Below are 21,849 nucleotides of genomic sequence, written 5' to 3'. Positions count from 1 at the left end.
CCCATGAGCTTTGATTTCGACACGATCCACCCACGCCTCGGCACCGGCAGCACCAAGTGGAACCGCTACCCGCAAGACGTTTTGCCGATGTGGATCGCCGACATGGACATCGCCGCCCCACCCGCCGTGCTGAAGGCCCTGCACGCACGCCTCGACCAACAGGTGCTGGGCTACAGCGTCGCGGGGCCGGATGTGCGCGAGGCGATCATTGCCGACCTGTGGAACAAGTACGCCTGGCGCGTGCAGCCGGATGAGCTGCTGTTTTTGCCGGGTGTGGAGCCGGGTTTCAATATGGCGCTGCATGCATTTGTAGAGCCGGGCCAGCCGGTGGTGCTGCAAACCCCCAACTACCGGCCGATCCGCCTGGCGCCGGGGCACTGGAACCTGCCGCGCATCGAAGTGCCGTTCGAGTGGGTCAACGGTGAATACCTCACGCCAATGCCAGCAATGCGCCAGGCACTGACCGGCGCCGGCGCGCTGTTGTTGAGCAACCCGCACAACCCCATGGGCAAAGTCTTCCCTCGCGATGAACTGCTGGCCGTGGCCAATGCCTGCCTGGAACAGGGTGCGCTGATCATCTCCGACGAAATCCACGCCGAGCTGTGCTTCGACGGTCGCCGCCATATCCCCACCGCCAGCCTCAGCCCCGAGATCGCCCAGCGCACCATCACGCTGATGTCGGCGAGCAAGGCCTATAACGTCGCCGGCCTGAAGACCTGCTTTGCCGTGGTGCAGAACGCCGAGATCCGCGAGCGTTTCAACCAGGCCCGGTGCGGCATGGTCGACAGCGTCAGCCCCCTGGGCCTGGAAGCCACCCGCGCCGCCTACAGTGAATCCGCCGACTGGCTCGATGCCTTGGTGCAGTACCTGCAAGCCAACCGCGACTACCTGCTCGACGCCGTGCAGACCCGCCTGCCCGGCGTGGTCATGCATGCGCCGCAAGGCACCTTCCTGGCCTGGCTGGATTGCAGCGCGTTGGGCCTGGATGACCCGCAGCAGTTCTTCCTGGAACAGGCCAAGGTTGGCTTGAGCGCAGGGATCGAATTCGGTGACGACAGCCAGCAATTCGTGCGCCTTAACTTCGGCTGCCCACGGGCGATGCTGGAGGAAGGCTTGCAGCGCATGGAGCGCGCCCTGCGTCACCGCCAGGCCTAATTCACAATTTTTCGCAACGCGTGCCGAACGCCTGCTGTTACTGTTTTTGCCGATACGCCCCACCGGTAACAGCAGGAGTTTCATGGCATGACGACCCAGCCCCTCGATCGCTCGTCCGACCCCAAAGTCCTCCCCCGCACGCCGCCCAAGTCCGGCGCGCAGTTCCATGCGTTGCTCAAGCAAAGCGCCAACAACAAGAAGGTCGAGGCCCAGGACAAGACACCATCGGGGCTGGAGGCCAGTAAAAAAGACGGCTATGAGCTGGCCGCCAAGGATGCCACGCCGCCAGAGACGTTGGCCGACTACAAGGCCATCGGCCCGCCCGATGAAGTCGGCCCCGGGTTGATCCGTTATGAAACCCAGGACGGCAAGAAAGTCATCGTCAGCGAACAGGACAGCCCCGAGCTGTTCAAGCAGGTCAGCCAGGATTTCAAGGCACTGACCGGCGTGGTCGCCAGCCAGAATGCCGGCTACCAGAGCCTCGGCGCCGACGGCACTGCGCCGGGCAAACTCGCCGATTACAAATCCCTCGGCCCACCGGATGAAACCGGACCGGGTGTGATCCGCTACGAGACCCAGGACGGCACCAAGGTCGTCATCAGCCAGCGTGACAACCCCGAAGCCTTCCAGAAAGCCAAGGACGCCTATGCCAGCTTTACCGGCCTGTCCAGCAGTGAAGACGCCGGGTACAAGCGCGCCAGCGACAATGAAGTGTGGCCGCCCTACGCGGGCACCACGGTGGGCCCTGTGGATGAAGTCGGCCCGGGCCTGATCCGCTTTGAAAGCAATGGCCAGAAAATGGTGGTGGCCCGCGACGACAACCCCAAGCTGTTCGACTACCTGGCAGGCCTGCACGCGGTCTACACCGACCCCGGCAAGAAAGCCGTGGTGGAAGGCGAACTGAACAACGGCGCGGTACTGGCCGATGCCAACACCCCGTTGCCGGGCCTGAACGACTACAAGAACTTCAGTTGGAACAACGACCAGAAAGACCACATCCTCACCTACGAGCTGCATGACGGCACCAAGGTGGTGGTGTCGTCCGACGTCAGCCCCGAGCTGTTCAAGAGCGTCGCCACCGCCAATGACACCTGGGCCAAGATCCACACCAGCGAGGGCGAAGGCTACAAGCTGGCCGGGCCGAATGACTTCCTGAAAAACACCGATATCACCTTCGGCTCCCCGGATGAACTGGGCGACGGCCTGATCCGCTATGAAACCAGCGAAGGCAAGGTGATCGTCTCCAAGGAGCTCAGCCCGCAGCTCTACGACGACGTGGCGGCCAAGTGGGAAGCCTGGAGCGCCAGCTCGGTGGACGACACCCGCGCCAAGCACAACCTGCCCAAGGCCGACGACCTGGATGTGCTGAACCTGGACACCGGCGTGCACGCCGATGAAAAGGACGATAAATCGCCGACCCTCAGCGTCAGCGAGCTGGCCACCACGCAACTGATCGACACCTACCGCGAAGGCGTGAAGAACGGCTCGATCCCCAAGGACGACCCGCGTGCGAAGCTGGTCCGGGCCCTCGAAGCGCAAGCCGCGTACCAGAACGGCCATGGCATCACCGGCTACGAAGAAGCCAAGCGCCCATTCGGCACGACCTGGCGCGAGTTCGATGACAAGCAGACCGAGCTGACCTCGGCCGACATGCACGACATCATCGACGGCAAGGCCGTGCAGAAGCAGATCGGCGAACTGTTCAACGACCCCACCGTGCAGGCCGACTATAAGTCGAAGATGGACGAGGCGATCAACAAGCTGCCGAACAAGGACGAGATCAAGCAGAAGCTGCTCGACCTCACCTCCAACCCGGACTACGTGCTGTACCTCAAGGACCTGCAAAGCCAGGGCAAGACCTACGAGGCGCAGAAAGACCTCAGCGACACCCTGACGTCGCTGTCGCTGTTCGACCCGGCGGCCGCCAGCAAAGCCGCGCAGAACATCCAGGCGGACGGCTTGACCACCGACCTGAATGCCATTCTGTCGGACCCGAGCAAAATCTCTGACGAGAACAAGGAACTGGCGACCAAGGACCTGTTCGGCCTGCTCAAAGGCGTGCTCAAGGGCAACGTGCTGGACTTGCCGCGCCGCACCCAGGAAACCCTGGAGAAATTCCTCAACGAAGGCCTGCAAGGCAAGGAAAAATCCGCCGCCGTCACCAAGGCCCTGGAAGAGCTGGGCGCCGTGTACCAGAAAAACGGCGTGATCAGCGAAGCCGACCTCAAAACCGCCCTGAGCAAACCCTACATTCCGGTGGCTGATCGCGGCATGCTCGGCGAGGTGTTCAACACCCTCAACAGCAAAGGCATCCTCGGTTCACTGGGCGCCGGTGTGAGCCTGTTTTCCGGGATTTACCAACTGGTGGGCAAAGGCGGCAAGCTCGGCGAAACCCCAGCGCAACGCATGACCATCGCCAAGGACTTCCTGAGTTTTGCCGGCGGCTCCAGCCACTTTGTGCGCCTGGGCGACAAGATCGGCGAGAGCCTGGGCAAAGGCGGCCTGGTGGATTTCCTCGGGCTGGACAAGACTCTGCCGGAGATCTGGGGCAAGACCGGCATGCAGGAGCCGAACTTCGAATTCCGCGTCAGCGAACTGCCCTCGGATGTCAAAGCCAAGATCGCCACGGCCCTCGATGCGGTGCCGGACAGCCAGTACGACGGCATCGCCAAGATGTTCGGCGAGGGCGACAAGGCCGTCACCGAGGCCACCGAAGGCCTGGCCACCCACCTGGATGACGGCCTGGCCGCTGCGGGCGCGGCCAAGCTCGGCGCGTCCAAATCGGCGAAGATCGCCGGTTCCGTGATCAAGGTGCTGGGCCCGGCCACGGACATTGCCGGCGGTTTTGCCGACATCGTACTGGGCGCACTGGCGATCAAGAGCGGCGTGAAGGACAAAGACCCCTTGGCCCAGGCGGCCGGCGGCCTGCAAGTGGCCGGCGGTGCGTTCGGGGCATCGGCCGGGGTACTGGGGGCTGCGGCCCTGTTTGGCGCGGGCACAGCGGCGGCGTTGACCGGGCCGTTGTTCCTGGTGGGTGTGGTGCTGGCGGTGGTCGGTGGGATCATCGGCTACTTTGTCGACCACAACAAAAAGCAGAAGGCCACCGAGAAGGAAAACGACTGGTACCGCGACCTGGCGGGCGACGGTCTGTTGCAGGACAACTGGGCCGACAAGGTCGAATACGCCCACTACGAAATCCACCATTACGGTGGCCGTGACGCGCCGACCGACGACAGCATCTTCCGCTTCCAGCAATCGGAGTGGGAACACTTCGACCAGACGCCACAAAAAGGCGGCTCGTCGAGCAACCGCCTGGATGGCGGCTTGCACAAGGGCTACAAGGACCCGAACGAGAAACCCAAGAGCCTGCCGACGGATGCGCCGCCGGAGAGACCGCAGCCGCATCCACCGGGTGGCAGTGGACCGGAGATCGCTTGAGTCATGCCAGCCCCCGCCTGAGTGCGGGGGCTGTCATTTACAACTTGGCGATGGACACTTCGGTGGACTTCACAAAGGCAATCACTTCACTGCCCACTTTCAATTCCAGATCACGCACCGAACGGGTGGTGATCACCGATGTGACGATGCCGGACGCGGTCTGCACGTCGATTTCCGACACCACTTCCCCTTGCAGGATTTCCTTGATCACGCCCTTGAACTGGTTGCGCACATTGATGGCTTTAATGGTCATGTCGGCTTTCCTTCAGGCTGTTGGGTCAATCCGCACGAATGCGCAGGCCCTCAAAATGCGCCATCGACGAAGATATTAAAAGGAATATATATCTCTTTATTTATTCTTTATTGATATATAAAAGCTGTTGCACCATAAACAGCTGATCAACAGTTTGCCCTCTCCCACCACAGCCCTTCCCCCTCGAAGCCCCCATGATTACGCGTCCGAAGCCAATGGCACAGAGACTGCATATTCTTTAAAAGCATGATGGAGCATGCGGTTTTATTTTTCTGAATATAAGAAAAACCTTCTCTCAACGCCTTGCCGGAGCTGTTCCATGACCCCCTTCACCCAACGTCTATTGGGCGCCTGCGCCCTTGCCCTGTGCCTGCAACCGCTGGCCCACGCCACCGAAACCGATCCAGCCGAAGTCAACCTGGACTACGCGTACTACTCGCCTGTCAGCCTGGTGCTCAAGCATTTCGGCTGGCTCGAACAAGCCTTGCCGGACTCCAAAGTGGGCTGGGTATTGAGCCAGGGCAGTAACCGGTCCCTGGAATACCTCAACAGTGGCGGCGTGGATTTCGCTTCTTCGGCCAGCCTGTCCGCGGTACTGAGCCGCGCCAACGGCAGCCCGATCAAGTCGGTGTACGTCTACAGCCGCGCCGAATGGACCGCCCTGGTGGTGCGCAAGGATTCACCGCTCAACAGCGTCAGCGACCTCAAGGGCAAGAAAATCGCCGCCACCAAAGGCACCGACCCGTACCTGTTCACCTTGCGCAGCCTGCAAAAGGCCGGGCTGAAAAAGGACGACGTGGAGCTGGTGCACCTGCAACACCCGGACGGCCGCACCGCCCTGGAAAAAGGTGACGTGGATGCCTGGGCCGGTCTCGACCCGCACATGGCCGCCAGTCAAATCCAGGCTGGCTCGCGCCTGCTGTACCGCAACAAGGACTTCAACAGCTACGGTGTGGTGAGCGTCACCGAGAAGTTCGCCAAGGCTCATCCGCAAACCATCACCAAGGTCATCGGCGCCTATGAAAAGGCCCGGGACTGGGCGGTCAAGCACCCGGATGAATTTGCCAGGCTGCTGGCCGACGAGTCCGGCCTGCCGTTGGAAGTGGCCAGGCTGCAACTCTCGCGTACCGACCTGAGCACGCCGTTCTTGAGCAGCAAGGACGTGGTGTCGTCCAAGGCCGCCGCACCGATCCTGGTGTCCGAAGAGTTGGTGCGCAAAGGCGTGAATGTGGACCAGGTGATCGACCAGTTGATCGACACTTCGTTCGGCCACTGAGGAGCACGTGATGACCAGCAAAACCCAAGCAGTGCCTCTTGCCACGCCCTTGGCGATCAATCGCAGTGCCTGGCCGAGGCGCCTCAAGGGCCTGGTGTTGCCGGTGCTGATCCTGCTGGTGCTGGAGGTAGTGGTTCGAGTGGGCTGGCTGCCGTCCTACCAGATGCCGGCGCCCAGCGAAATTGCGCTGACCCTCACCGACCTGGCCGAAGGCGCACTGTGGAAACACATCAGCGCCAGCCTCGGCCGGGTAGTGCTGGGGTTCGTCATTGGTGCCAGCCTGGCGTTGGTGTTTGCCGCCTGGGTGGGGTTGAGCCGTGAAGCCGAGGCCTATCTGGAACCGACCTTCGCCGGCTTGCGCTCGATCCCCAGCCTGGCCTGGGTGCCGCTGTTGCTGCTGTGGTTGGGCATCGACGAAACCTCGAAGATCGTACTGATCGCAATTGGCGCGTTTTTCCCGGTGTACCTCAACGGCGTGGCGGCCATCCGCGACATCGACCGCAAGCTGGTGGAAGTCGGGCAGATGTACGGTTTCAGTCGGCGGCGCCTGGTGCGTCGTATCCTGTTGCCGGCCGCCCTGCCCGGCCTGTTCACCGGGTTGCGCAGCGGCTTGAGCCTGGCGTGGATGTTTCTGGTGGCAGCCGAGTTGATCGCGGCCACCAAAGGCTTGGGTTACCTGCTCAGCGATGGGCGGGAGACCTCGCGGCCGGACATCGTGCTGGCGGCGATCATCGTGTTGGCGCTGCTGGGCAAGGTCAGCGATGGCCTGCTCGCCGCGCTGGAAAAGCGTTGCCTGGCCTGGCGCGATACCTTCCAGGGAGCTGGGCAATGAGCGTGCGAGCGTTGTTGGATATTCATGTAGCGCGCAAGCGTTTCGCCGACACCACCGTGCTGAAAGACGTGCGCCTGGCCCTGCAACCTCGCGAAGCCGTGAGCCTGCTGGGGCCCAGTGGTTGCGGCAAAAGCACCTTGCTGCGCATCGTCGCCGGCCTGGAACAGGACTTCCAGGGCGAACTGCGCAGCCCCGACGGCGAAGTCGCCTTTGTGTTCCAGGAACCCCGACTGATGCCCTGGCTCACGGTGGAACAGAACATCGGTTTCAGCGACGACAACCATTACGACAGGGCCTGGGTCACGCAACTGATAGAGGAAGTCGGCCTCAAGGGCTTTGCCCAGGCGTTGCCCAAGGCATTGTCCGGCGGCATGGCGCAGCGAGTGGCCATCGCACGCGGTTTGTACTCACGCCCACAGGTATTGCTGCTGGATGAACCGTTCAGCGCGGTGGACGCGTTTACCCGCATGAAGCTGCAGGACCTGCTGCTGCAACTGGCCGAACACCATGCCATCGCCTTGTTGCTGGTGACCCATGATGTCGACGAGGCGTTGTATTTGAGTGATCGGGTGCTGGTGATGGATAACCGGCCGAGCAGCATTCGCCAGGCGCTTGCAGTGGAATTGCCACACCCCAGGGACCGGCGTGATCCGCGGCTGGCGCAACTGAAGGCGCTGTCACTGACGGCGTTGCAGCAGGCACACGTGATCTAGGCGATCTTGCGCAAGGTCACCCAGTACCGCGTCCGCGCCTGCACCTCGAGCCCCAGGGTCTGGGCCAGCAGGTTGAGGATGCGGTCAGTGTCGTCCAGGCGAAAACTGCCGGTCACTCGCAATGTTTCCAGGCTCGGATCCCAGCGCAACACACCGGGACGATAACGCTCCAACTCCCGTAAAAAGTCGCCCAGTGCCTGGTTCTGTGCGGTCAGCACACCGTCGCGCCAGCCCGGTTGCAACACATCGAACGGAGCCCAGGCGCCGAGCCCCTCGGCTTGCAGCGAGGCTTGCCGACCACCCGGCAACGACACCATTTGCCCGGTCAAGTCGCGTACCTGAACCGAGCCCTGGAGCACCGACACCAGACAACCCTTGGCCATCTGACGGACACACATCTCAGCCTGGCTGACCCGCAACTCGCCATAGCGGGTCTGCACCGTCATCGCCGCCGCCCCTGGCACATTCAGCGCCAGCTCACCGTTCACCAGTGTGATGCGCCGCTGTGCAAGGTCCATGTCCACCGCTGTCGCCGTGTTGAGCTGCAAGCTGCCGCCATCGGCCAAGGACATGCGCCTGCGCTCGCCGGTGGCGGTGTGCAGGTCGGCGCGCCACGCCTCGATGGGCAACTGGCGGCTGACCAGCCAGGCCGTCGGCACCAAGGCTGCGATACCCAATGCACGCTTGAGCACCGCGCGCCGCCCCGGTTGCGGACGGTCGAGGCTGGCCATCGCCAGGGCCTGGGGCAAGTCACTGAAACGCTGGCGCAGGGCCTGGGCTTTTTGCCAGGTCTGCTCGTGCTGGGGGTGGCTGTCTCGCCAGTGCTGCAACGCGGCGTGGTCACGCTCAGTGGCCGCGCCGGATTCGAGCAGCGCCAGCCATTGGGCAGCGGCGCGGGCGACGTCACGGCTCACAGGTCCACCAGCAGGCAATGTTCGTAGGCCTGGGCCATGTAGCGTTTGACCGTGCGCTCAGACACCTCGAGCCGATCGGCGATCTCCCGATAGCCCAGGCCTTCCAGCTGGCTCCACAGGAAGGCACGGCGCACCAGCACCGGCAAGCCATCGAGCAACTCGTCCAGGGCTTGCAGGGTCTCGAGCACCAGCCAGCGCTGTTCGGGCGATGGCACGCAGGCTTCCGGCAGGCTCGCCAGGGCGTTCAAATAGGCCTGCTCAAGGCTGCGTCGCTGATGGAAATTGACCAGCAGGCGTTTGCCGACGGTCACCAGATAAGCACGCGGCTCCTGCATCTGCGCAATCGGCTGGGCGCTGGCGAGTACGCGCAGGAACGTATCCTGGCTCAGGTCCGCAGCATCCCAGGCATTGCCCAGACGCCGGCGCAGCCAGCTTTCCAGCCAACTGCGATGGTCGCGGTACAGGCTCGACAAGGTCAGTTCGGGGGCGTGGGTCGGAACAACAGCATCATTCATGGCAAGCGACCTGCGCGGCGCGAGTGAGTCTCAAATGAGATTCATTCTATTTAATATCGCGCTGACTGACCATGATCTTTTCAACACTGTGTTTATAGGGAGGCTTCAGCATCGAACAGCTGCCCACGCCCCACCACACTCCCCGGCTTGAGCACCGCCCCCGGCGCCAACACCGCATTGGCGCCGATACGGCACTGGTCGCCGAGCAACGCGCCAAACTTGTCGCAACCGGTACGCTGCAAGGTGCCGTCGACCCGCACTCGCACCTCCTTGTCATCACGCTCGTTACGGTAGTTGGCGACGATGCTCCCCGCCTCCAGGTTGATGCCGTGCCCCAGCACCGAATCACCGACGAAATTGAAGTGCGCCAGCTTGCTGCCGCTGAACATGAAGGAGGTCTTCAACTCGGCACCCGGGCCGATGATGCAGTGTTCCTCCAGCCAGCAGCCGCCGCGCAGCAGCGAACCGCTGGCGATAAAGCAATGGGCGCCGATGATCAGGGGTGGCTTGAGCAGCGCGCCCGGTTCGACGGTGGCGGTACGGTGGATGGCGATCTCGCCCTGGATGACGTACTGGTCTGCCGGCAGTTCGGCCAGGAGTTGGCGAACAACGGCTGGCGCCTGGGCGGCCAGCGCCCAGGGCGCGAGGTCAGCCCAGGGTGCAAGAGGAGAATGGGAGAAGTCTGAAATATAGTCGGTGAGGCGGATCAATGTTGAATCCTCCGGCGGTCAGAGAAGTGCAAAACGCTAACATGCGCACACCATGCTTTACTGTTTGTCTTGTTATGGATATTTTATCCAGATCAGTCAATGAGGTCCGTCCCATGCCATTGCCGACTTACCAAGATGTCATCGCTGCCGCCCAACGCCTTGACGGTGTCGCCCATCACACCCCTGTGTTCACCTCGCGCACCCTCGACGCACTGACCGGCGCCCAAGTGTTCATCAAGTGCGAAAACCTGCAACGCGCCGGTTCCTTCAAGTTCCGGGGTGCGTTCAATGCCCTGTCGCAGTTCGATGCACAGCAGCGCAAGGCCGGGGTGGTGGCGTTCTCGTCCGGCAACCACGCCCAGGGCATTGCCCTGGCGGCGCAGTTGCTGGGCATGCCGGCAACCATCGTGATGCCCAGCGATGCGCCGGCGGCCAAGGTCGCGGCGACCCGTGGCTACGGCGCCAGTGTGGTGCTGTATGACCGCTTCACCGAAGACCGCGAACAGATCGGCCGCGACCTGGCCACCGAGCAGGGCCTGACCCTGATCCCGCCCTACGACCACCCGCATATCCTTGCCGGGCAAGGCACCGCCGCCAAGGAACTGCTGGAGTTCACCGGCCCGCTGGATGGATTGTTCGTTGGCCTGGGTGGTGGCGGCATGCTCTCGGGCACGGCGTTGTCGACCCGTGCCCTGGCGCCGGATTGCCAGCTGTACGGCGTGGAACCCGAAGCCGGCAATGACGGCCAGCGCTCGTTCCGCAGCGGCAGCATCGTGCACATCGATACGCCGGCGACCATTGCCGATGGTGCCCAGACCCAGCACCTGGGCAACTGCACCTTCCCGATCATCCGCGACCAGGTCAATGACATCCTCACCGTGTCGGATGCCGAGTTGGTCGGCGCCATGAAGTTCTTTATGCAACGCATGAAAATGGTGGTCGAGCCCACTGGCTGCCTGGGCTTGGCCGCGTTGCTCAACGAGGGTGAACGTTTCAAGGGCCAGCGCGTGGGCATTATCGTCACCGGTGGCAACGTCGATATCGAAAAGTACGCGGCCCTGCTCTGCGAGGCCTCATGAACATCATCCAGACCGCCCATGCGGCACAGCCTGCCGGCCATTACTCGCAAGCCATCCGCCACGGCGACACGCTGTATATCTCCGGCCAATTGCCGGTGAGCCCGGATGGGCGGCACAACCTGGCAGCGTCATTTGCCGAACAGGCACGAATTGCCCTGGATAATCTATTGGCCATCCTCAACGCCGCCGGCGGAACCGCGCAGGACCTGGTGAAGGTCACCGTGTACGTAGCCGGCGTCGAGCATTGGCCGGCCTTCGATGGCCTTTATGCTGCCGCGCTGGGCGAGCACCGCCCTGCCCGTGCGGTGGTGCCGGTGCCGGAGTTGCACCACGGTTACCTGATCGAGATCGAGGCCATGGCGCGCTACTTGGCGTAGGTGTAGACCGCCGCACGCGACACGCCCAGATGGGACGCTACCGTTTCCATGGCCCGGCGGATGTCCAGGCAACCCGAGTCCTTGAGTTCCTGCATCAGCACACGCCGGTCGGCCGTCTTCAGCGCGCGCGGAGTGGTGGCCAGGCGTGCGGCGAACTGATCGATGCGCGCACGGATCACGTCGGCGCCGGAAGGGTCCAGGGACTCGATGAGCTTGTCGCCGCTGACCGAGCCGAATTGTTCGAGCATGCCTTGCAAGCCCCGGAACAACGAGAGGTCGACGTTCATGCACAAGGCCGCGACGTACTCGCCGCCGGCGCCCTTGATGCCGATCGACGTGCTCTTGACCTGGCGGCCGTCGCTGAACTGGTTCTGGTAGTTGGCGATGACTTGCGGGTAGTCGGGGTCGGCAATGCGCGCCAGGCCCAGCTCGGTGGTCGGGTCGCCCGGTGCACGCCCGGACAAGTTGTTGTGGATGGCCAGGATCGAGTGCCGGGGGTCGCGCAAGTCGTGCAGGACCACTTCGCAGAAGGGGCTGAAGGTCTTGCTCAGGCCTTCGGCGATCTGTTCGAGCTGGCTGATCAAGTGAGTATCGTCGGGAGAGGTGGTTTTCATGCAAGACAACATATCCAGTCCTGGACAGGGCGTCAATTTACCCCCTGCCCCTCAGTGTGGCGCCCGTACCCGAGGCGTGCGGTCAGAGACCACGCTGGCGCAACCACTGCAGAAAGCCTTTCTTGACGGGCACCACCGGTGCCTCTTGCGTCAGCGCCTGCGCGGCGTGCACACGGAAATCCAGCAAGGCCTTCATCGCTTCGCCGATGTCGTGGCGCGCATCCAGGCACGGCTTCAAGTATTCCTTCTCGATGCGGTACAGGGTGCAGAACGTCTTGGCCGAGAAATCCGCCAGCGTCGCCTGGTCCGACAGGATCCCGGCCTCGCCGATCACCTCACCCGGCCCCATGCGCCCGGCTTCGAATTTGTGCCCGCCCTTGGTCAGCATCACCGAGACCACACCGGACTCAACGATGAACAAATGATCGCTGACCTCCCCGGCCGGCAGGATCATCTCGCCGGCGCGATAGGTGTGCAGGGTCATGTTCTGGCTGAAGGTGTCTTTCTCTTCCTGGCGCAGGGTGGAAAAAATCGACGAACGCTCCAATAAAGCGCGCGCGGCGGACATGGCCGGTGGCGCGCTGCTTTCAGTGGCCGACAGCACGCCGACGCCCGCCGCCTGCAGATGCCGGAAAGCCAGGTCGTAAAGCTGGTTGCGCACTTCGCGCTTGAGGGCCATGGCCGGTACGAATCCGCTGATTTCATACTCGACGCCACTACTGGCCGACGTCTTGAACGCCACACTTGGCGCCGGCGTGCCCAGCAGCGGCCGACACCCCTGCATCGCCCGTTCCAGGGCTTCGATCACCGTTTGCGGCCGCGCATGGGGGCTGACCTGCAGGCTGACCGCCAGGCCGAACATGTCCGCCGGGCGCGAGAAATTGATGATCTTGGCCTTGGCCGCCAGAGAGTTGGGAATCACCGCCATGCTGCCCTGGGAGGTTTGCAGGCGCGTGGCGCGCCAATCGATGTCCGTCACCCGGCCTTCGGTGCCGTCGATGGAGATCCAGTCATCGATTTGATAAGGCTTGGTGGTGTTGAGGACGATCCCGGAGAACACGTCACTCAAGGTACTTTGCAGCGCCAGGCCGACAATGATCGCTACCGCGCCGGAGGTGGCGAGCACACCCTTGACCGGCAAGTCGAGCACGTAGGCCATGGCGGCAATGATCGCGATCAGGAAGATCACCGCCCCCATCAGGTCCTGCAACAGGCGGCCGGTATGCCCGACCCGCTGCATCATGAGCGTGCCGAGCAACACGGTCAGCGTACGCGCCGCGAACAGCCACCAGCCGATCTGCAACGCTGTGGCGGCCAGGTGCAAGGCGGTGTTGTCCGCATAGGGCGCCAGTTGCATGGGGTTCATGCCATCGTTGAACAGCACCGCGCTGAACACCGCAAAGATCACCAACCGCGCCGCCAGCTTCCAGTTGGCGAGGTTGGCGGAAATCAGGCGCCACACGGCGATGTCGATCAAGATCAGCGCCAGGGCGCACAGCATCGGGTGATCAGCGATAAATGAGGGCATCCAGGCGACTCCAGGGCGAATGCCGTGAAGATCGCATGAAATGCCGCGCCAGGGTATAGCGGGTGTGCTTACATCTGCCCGAAACGACCCGACTGAAAGTCCACGAACGCCTGGTGAATCTCCTGCTCGGTATTCATCACAAACGGCCCGTGCCCGACGATCGGCTCGTCAATCGGCTCACCGCTGAGCAGCAGCACCTTGGCGTCATCATTGGACTCCAGCGTCAGTTGGCTACCCTCGCGCTCGAACAACGCCAATTGCCCCTGCCGCGCAACTTGCTCGCCATTGACCAGTACCGTGCCGCGCAGGATCACCAGGGCGGTGTTGCGCCCTTCGTGCAGGTCCAGGGTGACGGGCTTGCCGGGGTTCAGGCGCAGGTCCCACACGTCAATCGGCGTAAAGGTACGGGCCGGGCCCTGGGTGCCGGCAAACTCACCGGCAATCAGGCGCAGTTGCCCGGCGTCGTCGGCCAAGGGCAGTACCGGGATGTCGCCATCCACAATCGTCTGGTAACCGGCATCGGCCATTTTGTCCTTGGCCGGCAGGTTGACCCACAGTTGCACCATCTCCAGCGCGCCGCCCTGGCGGGCGAAGGCGGCGGAGTGGAACTCTTCGTGGAGGATGCCTTTGGCAGCGGTCATCCATTGCACGTCGCCGGGGCCGATGGTGCCGCCGGCACCCGTGGAATCGCGGTGTTCGACTTCGCCGTCGTAGACGATGGTCACGGTTTCAAAGCCGCGATGGGGGTGCTGGCCGACGCCGCGACGCTGCTCGGTCGGGGTGAAATCGGCCGGGCCGGCGTGGTCCAGCAACAGGAATGGGCTGATGTGCTTGCCCATGGCGTCGTAGGAAAACAACGTGCGCACCGGGAAGCCGTCGCCGACCCAATGGGCGCGGGGGCTGGTGTAGATGCCGATAAGCTTTTTCATGGTGTACCTCCAAAGTGCATACACCATAAGGCTGCTGGCGGTTGAGCACTAGCCGGCAAAAGCAGCCCTGTTCGTCCTACGTATAGGACAATCCCTTGGCCTGACGTTGCCGCAGCAGGTGAAACGCCACGAACGCCGTCAGCGCGAAGCTGGCCTGGATGATGATCATCGGCGCGGCACTGCCGTCCCGCAACTGGCTCAACAAGACACCACTGCAGGTGGCGCCGAACATCTGCGCAAACCCCATCAGTCCCGCCGCCAGGCCTGCACGATGCGCATTGGGCATCACGCCACCGGTCACCGCACCCGGCAACACCAGGCCACCGCCCAGGGTGACCAGCGCAATCGGGATGTCCAGGCCGAGCACCGACAGGCCGAACAGTTCATAAATGACCACGGCCGACACCCCGCCGGCGGCGACCATCGTCACGCCCATCGCCACAATCCGCTGAGGCCCCAGACGCATGATGTTGCGGCGGGTATAGGTGGACCCCACGATCAGCATCGATACGATCAGGCCGAAATTGATGCCGTACTCCAGGCTGCTGAAGCCCAGCAGGTTGATGAACACCGCCGACGAACCGGCGATTACCGCAAACATGGCGCCATAGGTGCACGCCAATGCCACGGCGAACGCCCGGTACTGGCGCCCCTTGAGCAGGTCCAGGTATTGCCCGCCGAGGGTACGCCAGTGACCGGCCTTGGGGTCTAGGTAGTGGTTGCTCTCGCGAAAGAACAGCAACGCCAGCAACAGCACCACGCTGCCAATCGCCAGCGCCAGGAGGATCGGCGCGTGCCAGCCGAACAGCTTGATCAGCAGGCCACCGACCATCGGCGCCACCACGATGGCGTAGAGCATGCCGATCATGGTCAGCGCCAGGGCCGGCCCGGCTTCGGCCTTCCACACATCCCGCACCACCGTGCGCGCCAGCACCAGCGCAGCACAGGCGCCCAGGCCTTGCAGCACGCGGGCGGCAATGAACTGGTGGATGTCGTGGACCAGCAGCATCGACAAGGTTGCCAGCACGTACAGCACCAGGCCGCCGATCAGCACCGGGCGCCGGCCGATACGGTCCGACAGCGGGCCGAACAACAGTTGCCCAAGGCCGAAAGCGGCGACAAATGCCGAGAGCGCCATCAGTGCCGAACCCGCCGGCGCCGCCAGCGCCTGCTCGATGGCGCCCAGGCCGGGAATGATCAATTGGGTCGAGACCTCACCCAGTGCCGTCAGGGCCACCAGTAAAAACAGCAGGCTTCGCGATGGGAGCGGGGCGTTTGTCATGGGGAGCATCCGGGGGCTGGATTAATTTATATTTCGACCATAATATGCGTAAAAAATTATGTCCATAATTTTTTGCCCAATGGTTACCCCGGAGCCCGCCATGCACCCTCTCCCCCTGCGTCTTCTCACGCCCCTGGCCCTGTTGATCGTCCTCAATGGCTGCAACAGCAAGGCCGACACCGCCGCCGAAGTTCCTCAACCTCGCCCTGTCCTGGCCGCCAAAGTCGAAGCGGCCGGCACCCAGCAAAGCGCCTATACCGGCGTGGTCGCGGCGCGTACCGAAAGCGACCTGGGGTTCCGGGTCGGCGGCAAGGTCATCGAACGCAAGGTCGACCCCGGCCAGCATGTGTCCCGTGGTGACACCCTGCTGGTGCTGGATATCGGCGACTTCGAACTGGCCCTGCGCTCGGCAAAAAACCGCGTCAGCGCCGCCCAGGCACAATTGCGCCAACGCCGTGACGACGAAAACCGCTATCAGCGCCTGGCCAGCACCGGCGCCGTGTCGCGGCAGATCTTCGACCAATCGGCAACCAATCTGCGCGTGGCCGAAGCCGAACTGGCCGCGGCGCAATCCGACGCCAGCCAGATCGAAAACCGCCGCACCTACTCGGTGCTCAAGGCCGATGGCGACGGCATCATCACCGATGTGCGGGCAGACCGCGGCCAGGTGGTCGCCGAAGGACAGATCGTCGCGCGCCTGGCCCACGACGGTGCCCGTGAAGCTATCGTCAACCTGCCGGAAAACCAACGCGAACAAGCCTCGCAGAAAGCCCTGGCCTTCGCCTTCGGCGCCCCGGACCAGGCAGTGACCGCCACCCTGCGCGAACTGTCCGCCAGCGCCGACCCGACCACCCGCACCTACCGCGCCCGCTACGTGTTGCATGGCGCCGTCGATCGCTTCGCCCTCGGCTCGACCATCACCGTGCGCCTGCAAGGCAACGGCCAGGCCCAGCAAACCCGCGTACCCATCGGCGCCTTGCAGGATGCCGGGCAAGGCACCGGTGTCTGGGTAATCGGCACAGACGACAAGGTCAGTTTCGCCCCGGTGAAAGTCGCCAGCCTCGGCCAGGAAGACGCGCTGCTCGACAGTGGTGTAACCCCCGGTCAAATCGTCGTCGCCCTGGGTGCGCACCTGCTGCACGACGGTGACGCCGTACGCCTGCTGCCCGCCCAGGTACTGGCCCTCAACCGCAAACAGGACAACTGAGCATGCGTGGTATCAACCTCTCTGAACTGGCGGTCAAGCACCGTGCGGTCACGTTGTTCCTGATCATTGCGCTCCTGGCCGCCGGGGTGTTCTCGTTTGGCAAGCTCGGTCGCGCCGAAGACCCGTCCTTCACCGTCAAGGTGATGACCATCACTGCCGCCTGGCCCGGCGCCACCGCCCAGGAAATGCAGGAGCAAGTGGCCGACCGCCTGGAAAAACGCCTGCAGGAACTGGACTACTACGACCGCGTCGAGACCATCGCCCAGCCGGGTTTCGTGTCGATGCGCATGACGTACAAGGAGTCCACGCGGCCCAGCGAAATCCAGGACCTGTTCTACCAGACCCGAAAAAAACTCAGCGATGAAGCCGCCAGACTGCCCAAGGGCGTGAGCGGGCCGTTCTTCAACGATGAATATTCCGATGTGTATTTTGCGCTGTACGCCCTGGAGGCCGAACACCTGCCCCATCGACAGCAGGTGCAGATGGCTGAGGAACTGCGCCAGGGTTTCCTCAACCTGCCAGGGGTGAAGAAGGTCAATATCCTCGGCGAGCAGGCGCAACGGGTGTTCGTGGAGTTTTCCTATGAGCGCCTGGCGACCCTGGGCATCAAGCCGGATCAGATTTTCTCGGCGTTGGCCGCGCAGAACGCCGTGGCGCCGTCGGGCTTTGTCGAGACCGCCGGCGCCCGTGCCTACATCCGTATCGACGGCGCGTTCGACAGCCTGTCACTGATCGAAAACGTGCCGCTGGAAGTCAACGGCCGCGTGCTGCGCATCGCCGATGTGGCCACCGTCAGCCGAGGTTATGAAGACCCGCCCAGCTACCGCATCCGCCACCAGGGCGACCCGGCGCTGATGCTCGGCGTGATCATGGAGAAACACTGGAACGGCCTGGAACTGGACAAGAGCCTCAAGGCCCAGGAAGCCAGAATCCAGGCCGACCTGCCGCTCGGGGTCAACTTCGCCAAAGTCTCCGACCAGGCGAAAAACATCAGCCTGGCGGTCAACGAGTTCATGCTCAAGTTCTTCGTTGCCCTCGCCGTGGTGATGGTCATCAGCCTGTTGGCCTTGGGCTTTCGTGTCGGCCTGGTGGTGGCCGCTGCGGTGCCGCTGACCTTGTCGGTGGTGTTTGTGATCATGCTGCTGACCGGGCGTGAATTCGACCGCATTACCCTGGGCGCGCTGATCATTTCCCTGGGGTTATTGGTGGATGACGCGATCATCGCCATCGAGATGATGGTGGTGAAACTGGAGGAAGGTTTCGACCGCATCCACGCCGCCACCTTTGCCTGGAGCTCCACAGCGGCGCCGATGCTCACCGGCACGCTGGTGACCATCATCGGCTTTCTACCGGTGGGTTTTGCGCGCTCCGGCGCCGGGGAATATGCCGGCAATATCTTCTGGATCGTCGGTTTTGCGCTGATTTCATCCTGGCTGGTGGCGGTGGTGTTCACACCTTACCTGGGCGTGAAGCTGCTACCGCAGATCAAGCCGGTGCCCGGCGGGCATGACGCAATCTACGCCGGGCGCTACTACCAGAAACTGCGCACGCTGGTGGAGGCCTGTGTGCGCAGGCGCTGGCTGGTGACCGGGCTGGTGGTGGTGGCGTTTGTGCTGTGCGGGCTGGGCATGGGTGTGGTGAAGAAGCAGTTCTTTCCCAACTCCGACCGTTCCGAACTGATTCTTGAGGTGTACATGCCGCCGGGCAGCGCCTTTAAAAGTACCGAAGCGGTAGCCGCACAGTTGGAAAAAGCCCTGCTGCAAGAGCCGCAAACCACGATGGTCGACACCTATGTGGGCGGCGGTGCGCCACGCTTTTTCCTGTCGCTGAACCCTGAACTGCCGGACCCGGCGTTTGCCAAGCTGATCGTGCAGACCCCGGACTCCCATGCCCGCGATGCATTGAAACTGCGCATGCGCGAGCGGATTGCGGCCGGAGAGTTCCCGGCGGCGCGGGTGCGCGTCACGCAGTTGCTGTTCGGCCCGCCTGTGCCGTTCCCGGTGGTGTTCCGTGTGTCCGGCCCGAATGTGGATGTGCTGCGTGGCGTGTCCGAAGCCGTGCGCAAAGTCGTCGCCGCCAACAAGTTGACCAAGGATGCATTCCTCGATTGGGGCGAACGCACCAGCGGCTATCGCCTGGTGCTGGATCAGGACCGCCTGCGTTTGCTGGGCTTCACCCCCAACGAGGTCAAATCCCAGCTCAACGCCCTGCTCAGCGGCAACCCCATCACCGAAGTGCGCGAAGGCAACCGTACCGTCTCCGTGGTCGCTCGCGCCCAGGGCAGCCAGCGCGAAGACCTCGGCAACCTCAACAACATGACCCTCACCAACAGCGCCGGCACCTCCGTGCCGCTGGCCCAGGTCGGGCATTTCCAGGCGGTGATGGAAGAACCGATCCTCAAGCGCCGCAACCGCGCGACCACCGTCGAAGTGCGCGCCGACATCATCGACGGCGTGCAACCGCCCGACGTGGAAATGGCCGTGTACAAAGACCTGCAGCCGCTGATTGCCACACTGCCCGCCGGTTACCAGATCGACATCGGCGGCCCGGTGGAAGAAAGCGCCAAGGCCAACGTCGCCCTGGCCGCGCTGTTCCCGATCATGATCCTGCTGACCCTCACGGTGATCATGTTCCAGGTGCGCTCGTTCGGCGTGATGTTCATGGTCTTCGCCACGGCGCCGCTGGGCTTGATCGGTGCGGTGCCGACCTTGCTGCTGTTCAACCAGCCGTTCGGGTTCAACGCAATCCTGGGCTTGATCGGGATTGGCGGGATACTGATGCGCAACACGCTGATCTTTACCGACCAGATTCGCCAGAACCAGGACCACGGCATGGCCATTCGCGAGGCAATCATCGAAGCCACCGTGCGGCGTGCACGGCCGGTGATCCTGACCGCGCTGGCGGCGGCGCTGGCGTTTATTCCGCTGACGTTGTCGGTCTTCTGGTCGTCCCTGGCCTACGTGCTGATCGGTGGGGTGCTGGTGGGCACCGTGTTGACGCTGTTGTTCTTGCCGGCGCTGTGCAGCCTGGTGCTGGGGCGGGAGAAGACGAGAGTTGTCGAAACGTCCCACGTAAGCGCCGGATAAGCTCTACTCCCCTCCCCTGAAAAGGTCCGCAAAGTCCCTCGCCTGACTACACAGTGCGAGGGATTGCAGATGGACTTTCTGGTTGTTGGAGCTGTTTCTTGAACCCGGCCATTGGCAGGCTGGCCCTGACCCCAATGGATGTGAAGACGGTCGATATCGAGCGCGTCTTTCGCGATTTCCGGGAATGCCTGAATACCTTTGACGCGTGGGCTTCAAGCTTTTGGAGCGTTTCGGCGCTGGATGTCGAGCAAGTCTTCAAGGTCGGGGATGAAGTGGCGCTGGTCGCGCCGATCAACCGTTCTCTTTACCCAAGCACCACCGTTGCGACTTGCCAGGCCAACGGCAAGCTGACCCTGGTGCACCTGTTCCAAAGCACGCGATTTGTACCCATCGGCAACACGCCGGTGATGGTGCAGCGTGTCGACCCCAACGGCGGCCCACTGGGCGAGCCGATCCACACGACCATCGGCCCCAGCGGCATCCTCGAAATCGACCAGTGTGAGCGCGACCAGCAATACCGGGTCAGCTTCTATCCCAACGTTTCCGAGGATCACCTCAAGGCGCTGTATGCGTCTTATCAATCGGTGATTGATGGGTTGGAAGTTCGCCTGCGCGAAGAGTGGAAAAACACCTTCGAAGCCCAGTGGAAAGACTACACAGACGCCAGCCCGCTTGATCAACGCAGGCTGCTGGAGAAGGCGTTTCTTCATGGCATGGGTAAGGCGTTCTACAGCCTTTGGGACAATTTCACACAACTGTACGACCTGCTGGCGGACCTCAAGAGCAACAGCCAGAAGTTGCTGCAATACGTCTCCCAGACCGAACTGGATGACCTGCTGAAACTGGGCAAGGACGCCATCGCCCATGGCCTGCTGGTGCTCTGCGACGAGCCGCTGATGTTTATCTACCTGTCGGCGATCTGCAGTTGGATACGGATGTTGCCGCCGCAAGCGATGAGCGAGGTGATGGGGGAAATCACCGGCGACGTGTTGATCGCTTTGCTGTTGGTAAGGGTTGCGGGAGCCATGGGCGTGACCGTGCGCCTGGGTGCCCAAGTGATGAGTCACATCAAGCCTGGCCGGGCTCGCCAGTGGCTGGAGATGCTCGCGGACCAGTTGGTCGGGCCTCGGTTGGAGGCGCATGTCGAGGCGGCCAGGCCGTTGCTGCTGGGTAGCTCCGCGACGCCGGTCCGGGTGATTCCGAATGCGCCGTTGAAAGCTGGGGATCAGGTGGTTTCCAACGCGGTGCCGGTGGTGCGCAACAAGTCCCAGCGAACCGCGTTGGTGCGGCAGGAGACCGTGGATGACGTGCCGGTTTCTGCTCGCAACCCGAATGGGGATGCGGCCGCATCTTCGGACAAAACCGCCACCAACGGCTGCCCGGTGTCGATGGTCACCGGCGAGGAACTCCTGACCCTCACCGATGGGACGCTGGACGGGATCTTGCCGTTTGAGTGGACGCGGTTGTATCGCACCAGTGCGGTGGAAGTGGATGTCGGGCTGGGGTTTGGCTGGAGTCACGCGCTGGCGCATCGGCTGGTGGTTGTGGGTGATGCGGTGGTGTGGACCGATCATGAAAACCGCTCCACCACCCTGCCCTTGCCGTCGACTTTTCGCCCCGCAATCACCAACAGTCTGGCCGAAGCGGCGATCTATTTGGGTTCTGTGCCTGATGAATTGGTGCTGGCCCAGGCGTCACGTTTCTACCACTTCCGCGACGGTGTGCTGACAGCGATCAGCGACGCGTATGACAACCGGCTGCGCATTACCCGGGACTTTCTGGGGCGTGTTGAGCGGGTGGATAACGGTGTCGGGCGCTCGTTGTGGTTGCGCTATGTGTCGGGCCGCATCGTGGCGGTGGATTACCAGATTCATCGCGTCGTGGATGACGGTCCGTTTGTGTGGGTGACGGAGCAAACGGTTGTTTCCTACGCCTATGACG

At 63.0% G+C, this 21,849-nt stretch carries 18 protein-coding genes; 10 read left to right on the top strand and 8 right to left on the bottom strand.

The window, feature by feature from the left end; all coding sequences use genetic code 11:
- Window positions 1-3: 3 nt before the first annotated feature.
- Both BM110_RS08855 and BM110_RS08850 read left to right on the top strand, forming a co-directional pair.
- Window positions 4-1,155 carry a MalY/PatB family protein gene (locus BM110_RS08855; RefSeq protein ID WP_093513183.1) on the top strand — a complete coding sequence of 384 codons (1,152 nt, stop codon included), beginning with the start codon at window positions 4-6 and terminating at the stop codon, window positions 1,153-1,155.
- Window positions 1,156-1,242: 87 nt separating this feature from the next.
- On the top strand, window positions 1,243-4,593 hold the full coding sequence (locus BM110_RS08850; RefSeq protein WP_093513182.1) for a hypothetical protein: 3,351 nt from the start codon (window positions 1,243-1,245) through the stop codon (window positions 4,591-4,593).
- A gap of 37 nt (window positions 4,594-4,630) precedes the next feature.
- Here BM110_RS08850 and BM110_RS08845 read toward each other — a convergent pair whose 3' ends face one another.
- On the bottom strand, window positions 4,631-4,846 hold the full coding sequence (locus BM110_RS08845) for a TOBE domain-containing protein (RefSeq protein ID WP_060752785.1): 216 nt from the start codon (window positions 4,844-4,846) through the stop codon (window positions 4,631-4,633).
- Between the two features lie 319 nt (window positions 4,847-5,165).
- Here BM110_RS08845 and BM110_RS08840 point away from each other — a divergent pair, with 319 nt between their 5' ends.
- The 3 genes from BM110_RS08840 to BM110_RS08830 are packed head-to-tail and all read left to right on the top strand — an operon-like array spanning window position 5,166 to window position 7,667.
- Window positions 5,166-6,122 carry an aliphatic sulfonate ABC transporter substrate-binding protein gene (locus tag BM110_RS08840; RefSeq protein WP_093513181.1) on the top strand — a complete coding sequence of 319 codons (957 nt, stop codon included), beginning with the start codon at window positions 5,166-5,168 and terminating at the stop codon, window positions 6,120-6,122.
- Window positions 6,123-6,132: 10 nt separating this feature from the next.
- Window positions 6,133-6,954, top strand: a complete 822-nt coding sequence (locus tag BM110_RS08835) for an ABC transporter permease (RefSeq protein WP_092250254.1) — start codon at window positions 6,133-6,135, stop codon at window positions 6,952-6,954.
- Window positions 6,951-7,667 carry an ABC transporter ATP-binding protein gene (locus tag BM110_RS08830; RefSeq protein ID WP_092250256.1) on the top strand — a complete coding sequence of 239 codons (717 nt, stop codon included), beginning with the start codon at window positions 6,951-6,953 and terminating at the stop codon, window positions 7,665-7,667. Before BM110_RS08835 ends, BM110_RS08830 begins: the two co-directional genes overlap by 4 nt.
- Here BM110_RS08830 and BM110_RS08825 read toward each other — a convergent pair.
- From BM110_RS08825 to BM110_RS08815, 3 genes are all read right to left on the bottom strand, one after another.
- Window positions 7,664-8,581: a FecR domain-containing protein gene (locus tag BM110_RS08825; protein ID WP_093513180.1), complete on the bottom strand. Its 918-nt coding sequence runs from the start codon at window positions 8,579-8,581 to the stop codon at window positions 7,664-7,666. The genes BM110_RS08830 and BM110_RS08825 overlap by 4 nt on opposite strands.
- Window positions 8,578-9,096 carry a sigma-70 family RNA polymerase sigma factor gene (locus BM110_RS08820; protein WP_093120921.1) on the bottom strand — a complete coding sequence of 173 codons (519 nt, stop codon included), beginning with the start codon at window positions 9,094-9,096 and terminating at the stop codon, window positions 8,578-8,580. The genes BM110_RS08825 and BM110_RS08820 overlap by 4 nt, the downstream gene beginning before the upstream one ends.
- A gap of 92 nt (window positions 9,097-9,188) precedes the next feature.
- Window positions 9,189-9,806 carry an LbetaH domain-containing protein gene (locus tag BM110_RS08815; protein ID WP_093513179.1) on the bottom strand — a complete coding sequence of 206 codons (618 nt, stop codon included), beginning with the start codon at window positions 9,804-9,806 and terminating at the stop codon, window positions 9,189-9,191.
- Window positions 9,807-9,919: 113 nt separating this feature from the next.
- On the opposite strand from BM110_RS08815, the gene BM110_RS08810 reads away from it, so the two are divergent.
- Both BM110_RS08810 and BM110_RS08805 read left to right on the top strand, forming a co-directional pair.
- Entirely contained in the window at window positions 9,920-10,885 is a 966-nt protein-coding gene (locus tag BM110_RS08810; protein ID WP_093120919.1) for a threo-3-hydroxy-L-aspartate ammonia-lyase, read from the top strand.
- The gene (locus BM110_RS08805) at window positions 10,882-11,262 is read left to right on the top strand and encodes a RidA family protein (protein ID WP_071489547.1); all 381 of its coding nucleotides are present in this window, start codon (window positions 10,882-10,884) and stop codon (window positions 11,260-11,262) included. The genes BM110_RS08810 and BM110_RS08805 overlap by 4 nt, the downstream gene beginning before the upstream one ends.
- On the opposite strand, the gene BM110_RS08800 is transcribed toward BM110_RS08805, so the two are convergent.
- The 4 genes from BM110_RS08800 to BM110_RS08785 form a co-directional block, all read right to left on the bottom strand.
- Window positions 11,250-11,876, bottom strand: coding sequence for a helix-turn-helix transcriptional regulator (locus BM110_RS08800; RefSeq protein WP_071489548.1), 627 nt, complete (start codon window positions 11,874-11,876; stop codon window positions 11,250-11,252). The two genes, BM110_RS08805 and BM110_RS08800, sit on opposite strands and share 13 nt — an antisense overlap.
- 82 nt (window positions 11,877-11,958) lie before the next feature.
- Window positions 11,959-13,404, bottom strand: a complete 1,446-nt coding sequence (locus BM110_RS08795) for a mechanosensitive ion channel family protein (protein ID WP_093513178.1) — start codon at window positions 13,402-13,404, stop codon at window positions 11,959-11,961.
- A 68-nt stretch (window positions 13,405-13,472) separates the two neighbouring features.
- On the bottom strand, window positions 13,473-14,333 hold the full coding sequence (locus BM110_RS08790) for a pirin family protein (protein WP_071489550.1): 861 nt from the start codon (window positions 14,331-14,333) through the stop codon (window positions 13,473-13,475).
- A gap of 76 nt (window positions 14,334-14,409) precedes the next feature.
- A complete protein-coding gene (locus tag BM110_RS08785) occupies window positions 14,410-15,615 on the bottom strand; it encodes a multidrug effflux MFS transporter (RefSeq protein WP_093513177.1) in 1,206 nt (401 codons plus the stop codon).
- A gap of 100 nt (window positions 15,616-15,715) precedes the next feature.
- Between BM110_RS08785 and BM110_RS08780 the strand changes: the two genes are divergently transcribed.
- The 3 genes from BM110_RS08780 to BM110_RS08770 all read left to right on the top strand — a co-directional run.
- Window positions 15,716-16,822: an efflux RND transporter periplasmic adaptor subunit gene (locus tag BM110_RS08780; protein ID WP_092250270.1), complete on the top strand. Its 1,107-nt coding sequence runs from the start codon at window positions 15,716-15,718 to the stop codon at window positions 16,820-16,822.
- 2 nt (window positions 16,823-16,824) lie between these two features.
- On the top strand, window positions 16,825-19,908 hold the full coding sequence (locus tag BM110_RS08775; RefSeq protein WP_093513176.1) for an efflux RND transporter permease subunit: 3,084 nt from the start codon (window positions 16,825-16,827) through the stop codon (window positions 19,906-19,908).
- Window positions 19,909-20,006: 98 nt separating this feature from the next.
- Window positions 20,007-21,849, top strand: a 1,843-nt coding sequence (locus tag BM110_RS08770) for a DUF6531 domain-containing protein (protein ID WP_256575377.1), incomplete at its 3' end; no start/stop codon positions are given.

Source organism: Pseudomonas sp. NFPP28 (genome assembly GCF_900115535.1).
GTDB lineage: Bacteria > Pseudomonadota > Gammaproteobacteria > Pseudomonadales > Pseudomonadaceae > Aquipseudomonas > Aquipseudomonas extremorientalis.
Note: the sequence above shows the minus strand (reverse complement) of the source record. Positions and strands in the feature narration are given on the sequence as shown.

Bases quoted from the DNA above. Each gene is read 5' to 3' on its own strand.
- BM110_RS08855 (WP_093513183.1), top strand. From the start codon at position 4: ATGAGCTTTGATTTCGACACGATCCACCCACGCCTCGGCACCGGCAGC.
- BM110_RS08850 (WP_093513182.1), top strand. From the start codon at position 1,243: ATGACGACCCAGCCCCTCGATCGCTCGTCCGACCCCAAAGTCCTCCCC.
- BM110_RS08845 (WP_060752785.1), bottom strand. From the start codon at position 4,846: ATGACCATTAAAGCCATCAATGTGCGCAACCAGTTCAAGGGCGTGATC.
- BM110_RS08840 (WP_093513181.1), top strand. From the start codon at position 5,166: ATGACCCCCTTCACCCAACGTCTATTGGGCGCCTGCGCCCTTGCCCTG.
- BM110_RS08835 (WP_092250254.1), top strand. From the start codon at position 6,133: ATGACCAGCAAAACCCAAGCAGTGCCTCTTGCCACGCCCTTGGCGATC.
- BM110_RS08830 (WP_092250256.1), top strand. From the start codon at position 6,951: ATGAGCGTGCGAGCGTTGTTGGATATTCATGTAGCGCGCAAGCGTTTC.
- BM110_RS08820 (WP_093120921.1), bottom strand. From the start codon at position 9,096: ATGAATGATGCTGTTGTTCCGACCCACGCCCCCGAACTGACCTTGTCG.
- BM110_RS08810 (WP_093120919.1), top strand. From the start codon at position 9,920: ATGCCATTGCCGACTTACCAAGATGTCATCGCTGCCGCCCAACGCCTT.
- BM110_RS08805 (WP_071489547.1), top strand. From the start codon at position 10,882: ATGAACATCATCCAGACCGCCCATGCGGCACAGCCTGCCGGCCATTAC.
- BM110_RS08800 (WP_071489548.1), bottom strand. From the start codon at position 11,876: ATGAAAACCACCTCTCCCGACGATACTCACTTGATCAGCCAGCTCGAA.
- BM110_RS08795 (WP_093513178.1), bottom strand. From the start codon at position 13,404: ATGCCCTCATTTATCGCTGATCACCCGATGCTGTGCGCCCTGGCGCTG.
- BM110_RS08790 (WP_071489550.1), bottom strand. From the start codon at position 14,333: ATGAAAAAGCTTATCGGCATCTACACCAGCCCCCGCGCCCATTGGGTC.
- BM110_RS08785 (WP_093513177.1), bottom strand. From the start codon at position 15,615: ATGACAAACGCCCCGCTCCCATCGCGAAGCCTGCTGTTTTTACTGGTG.
- BM110_RS08780 (WP_092250270.1), top strand. From the start codon at position 15,716: ATGCACCCTCTCCCCCTGCGTCTTCTCACGCCCCTGGCCCTGTTGATC.
- BM110_RS08775 (WP_093513176.1), top strand. From the start codon at position 16,825: ATGCGTGGTATCAACCTCTCTGAACTGGCGGTCAAGCACCGTGCGGTC.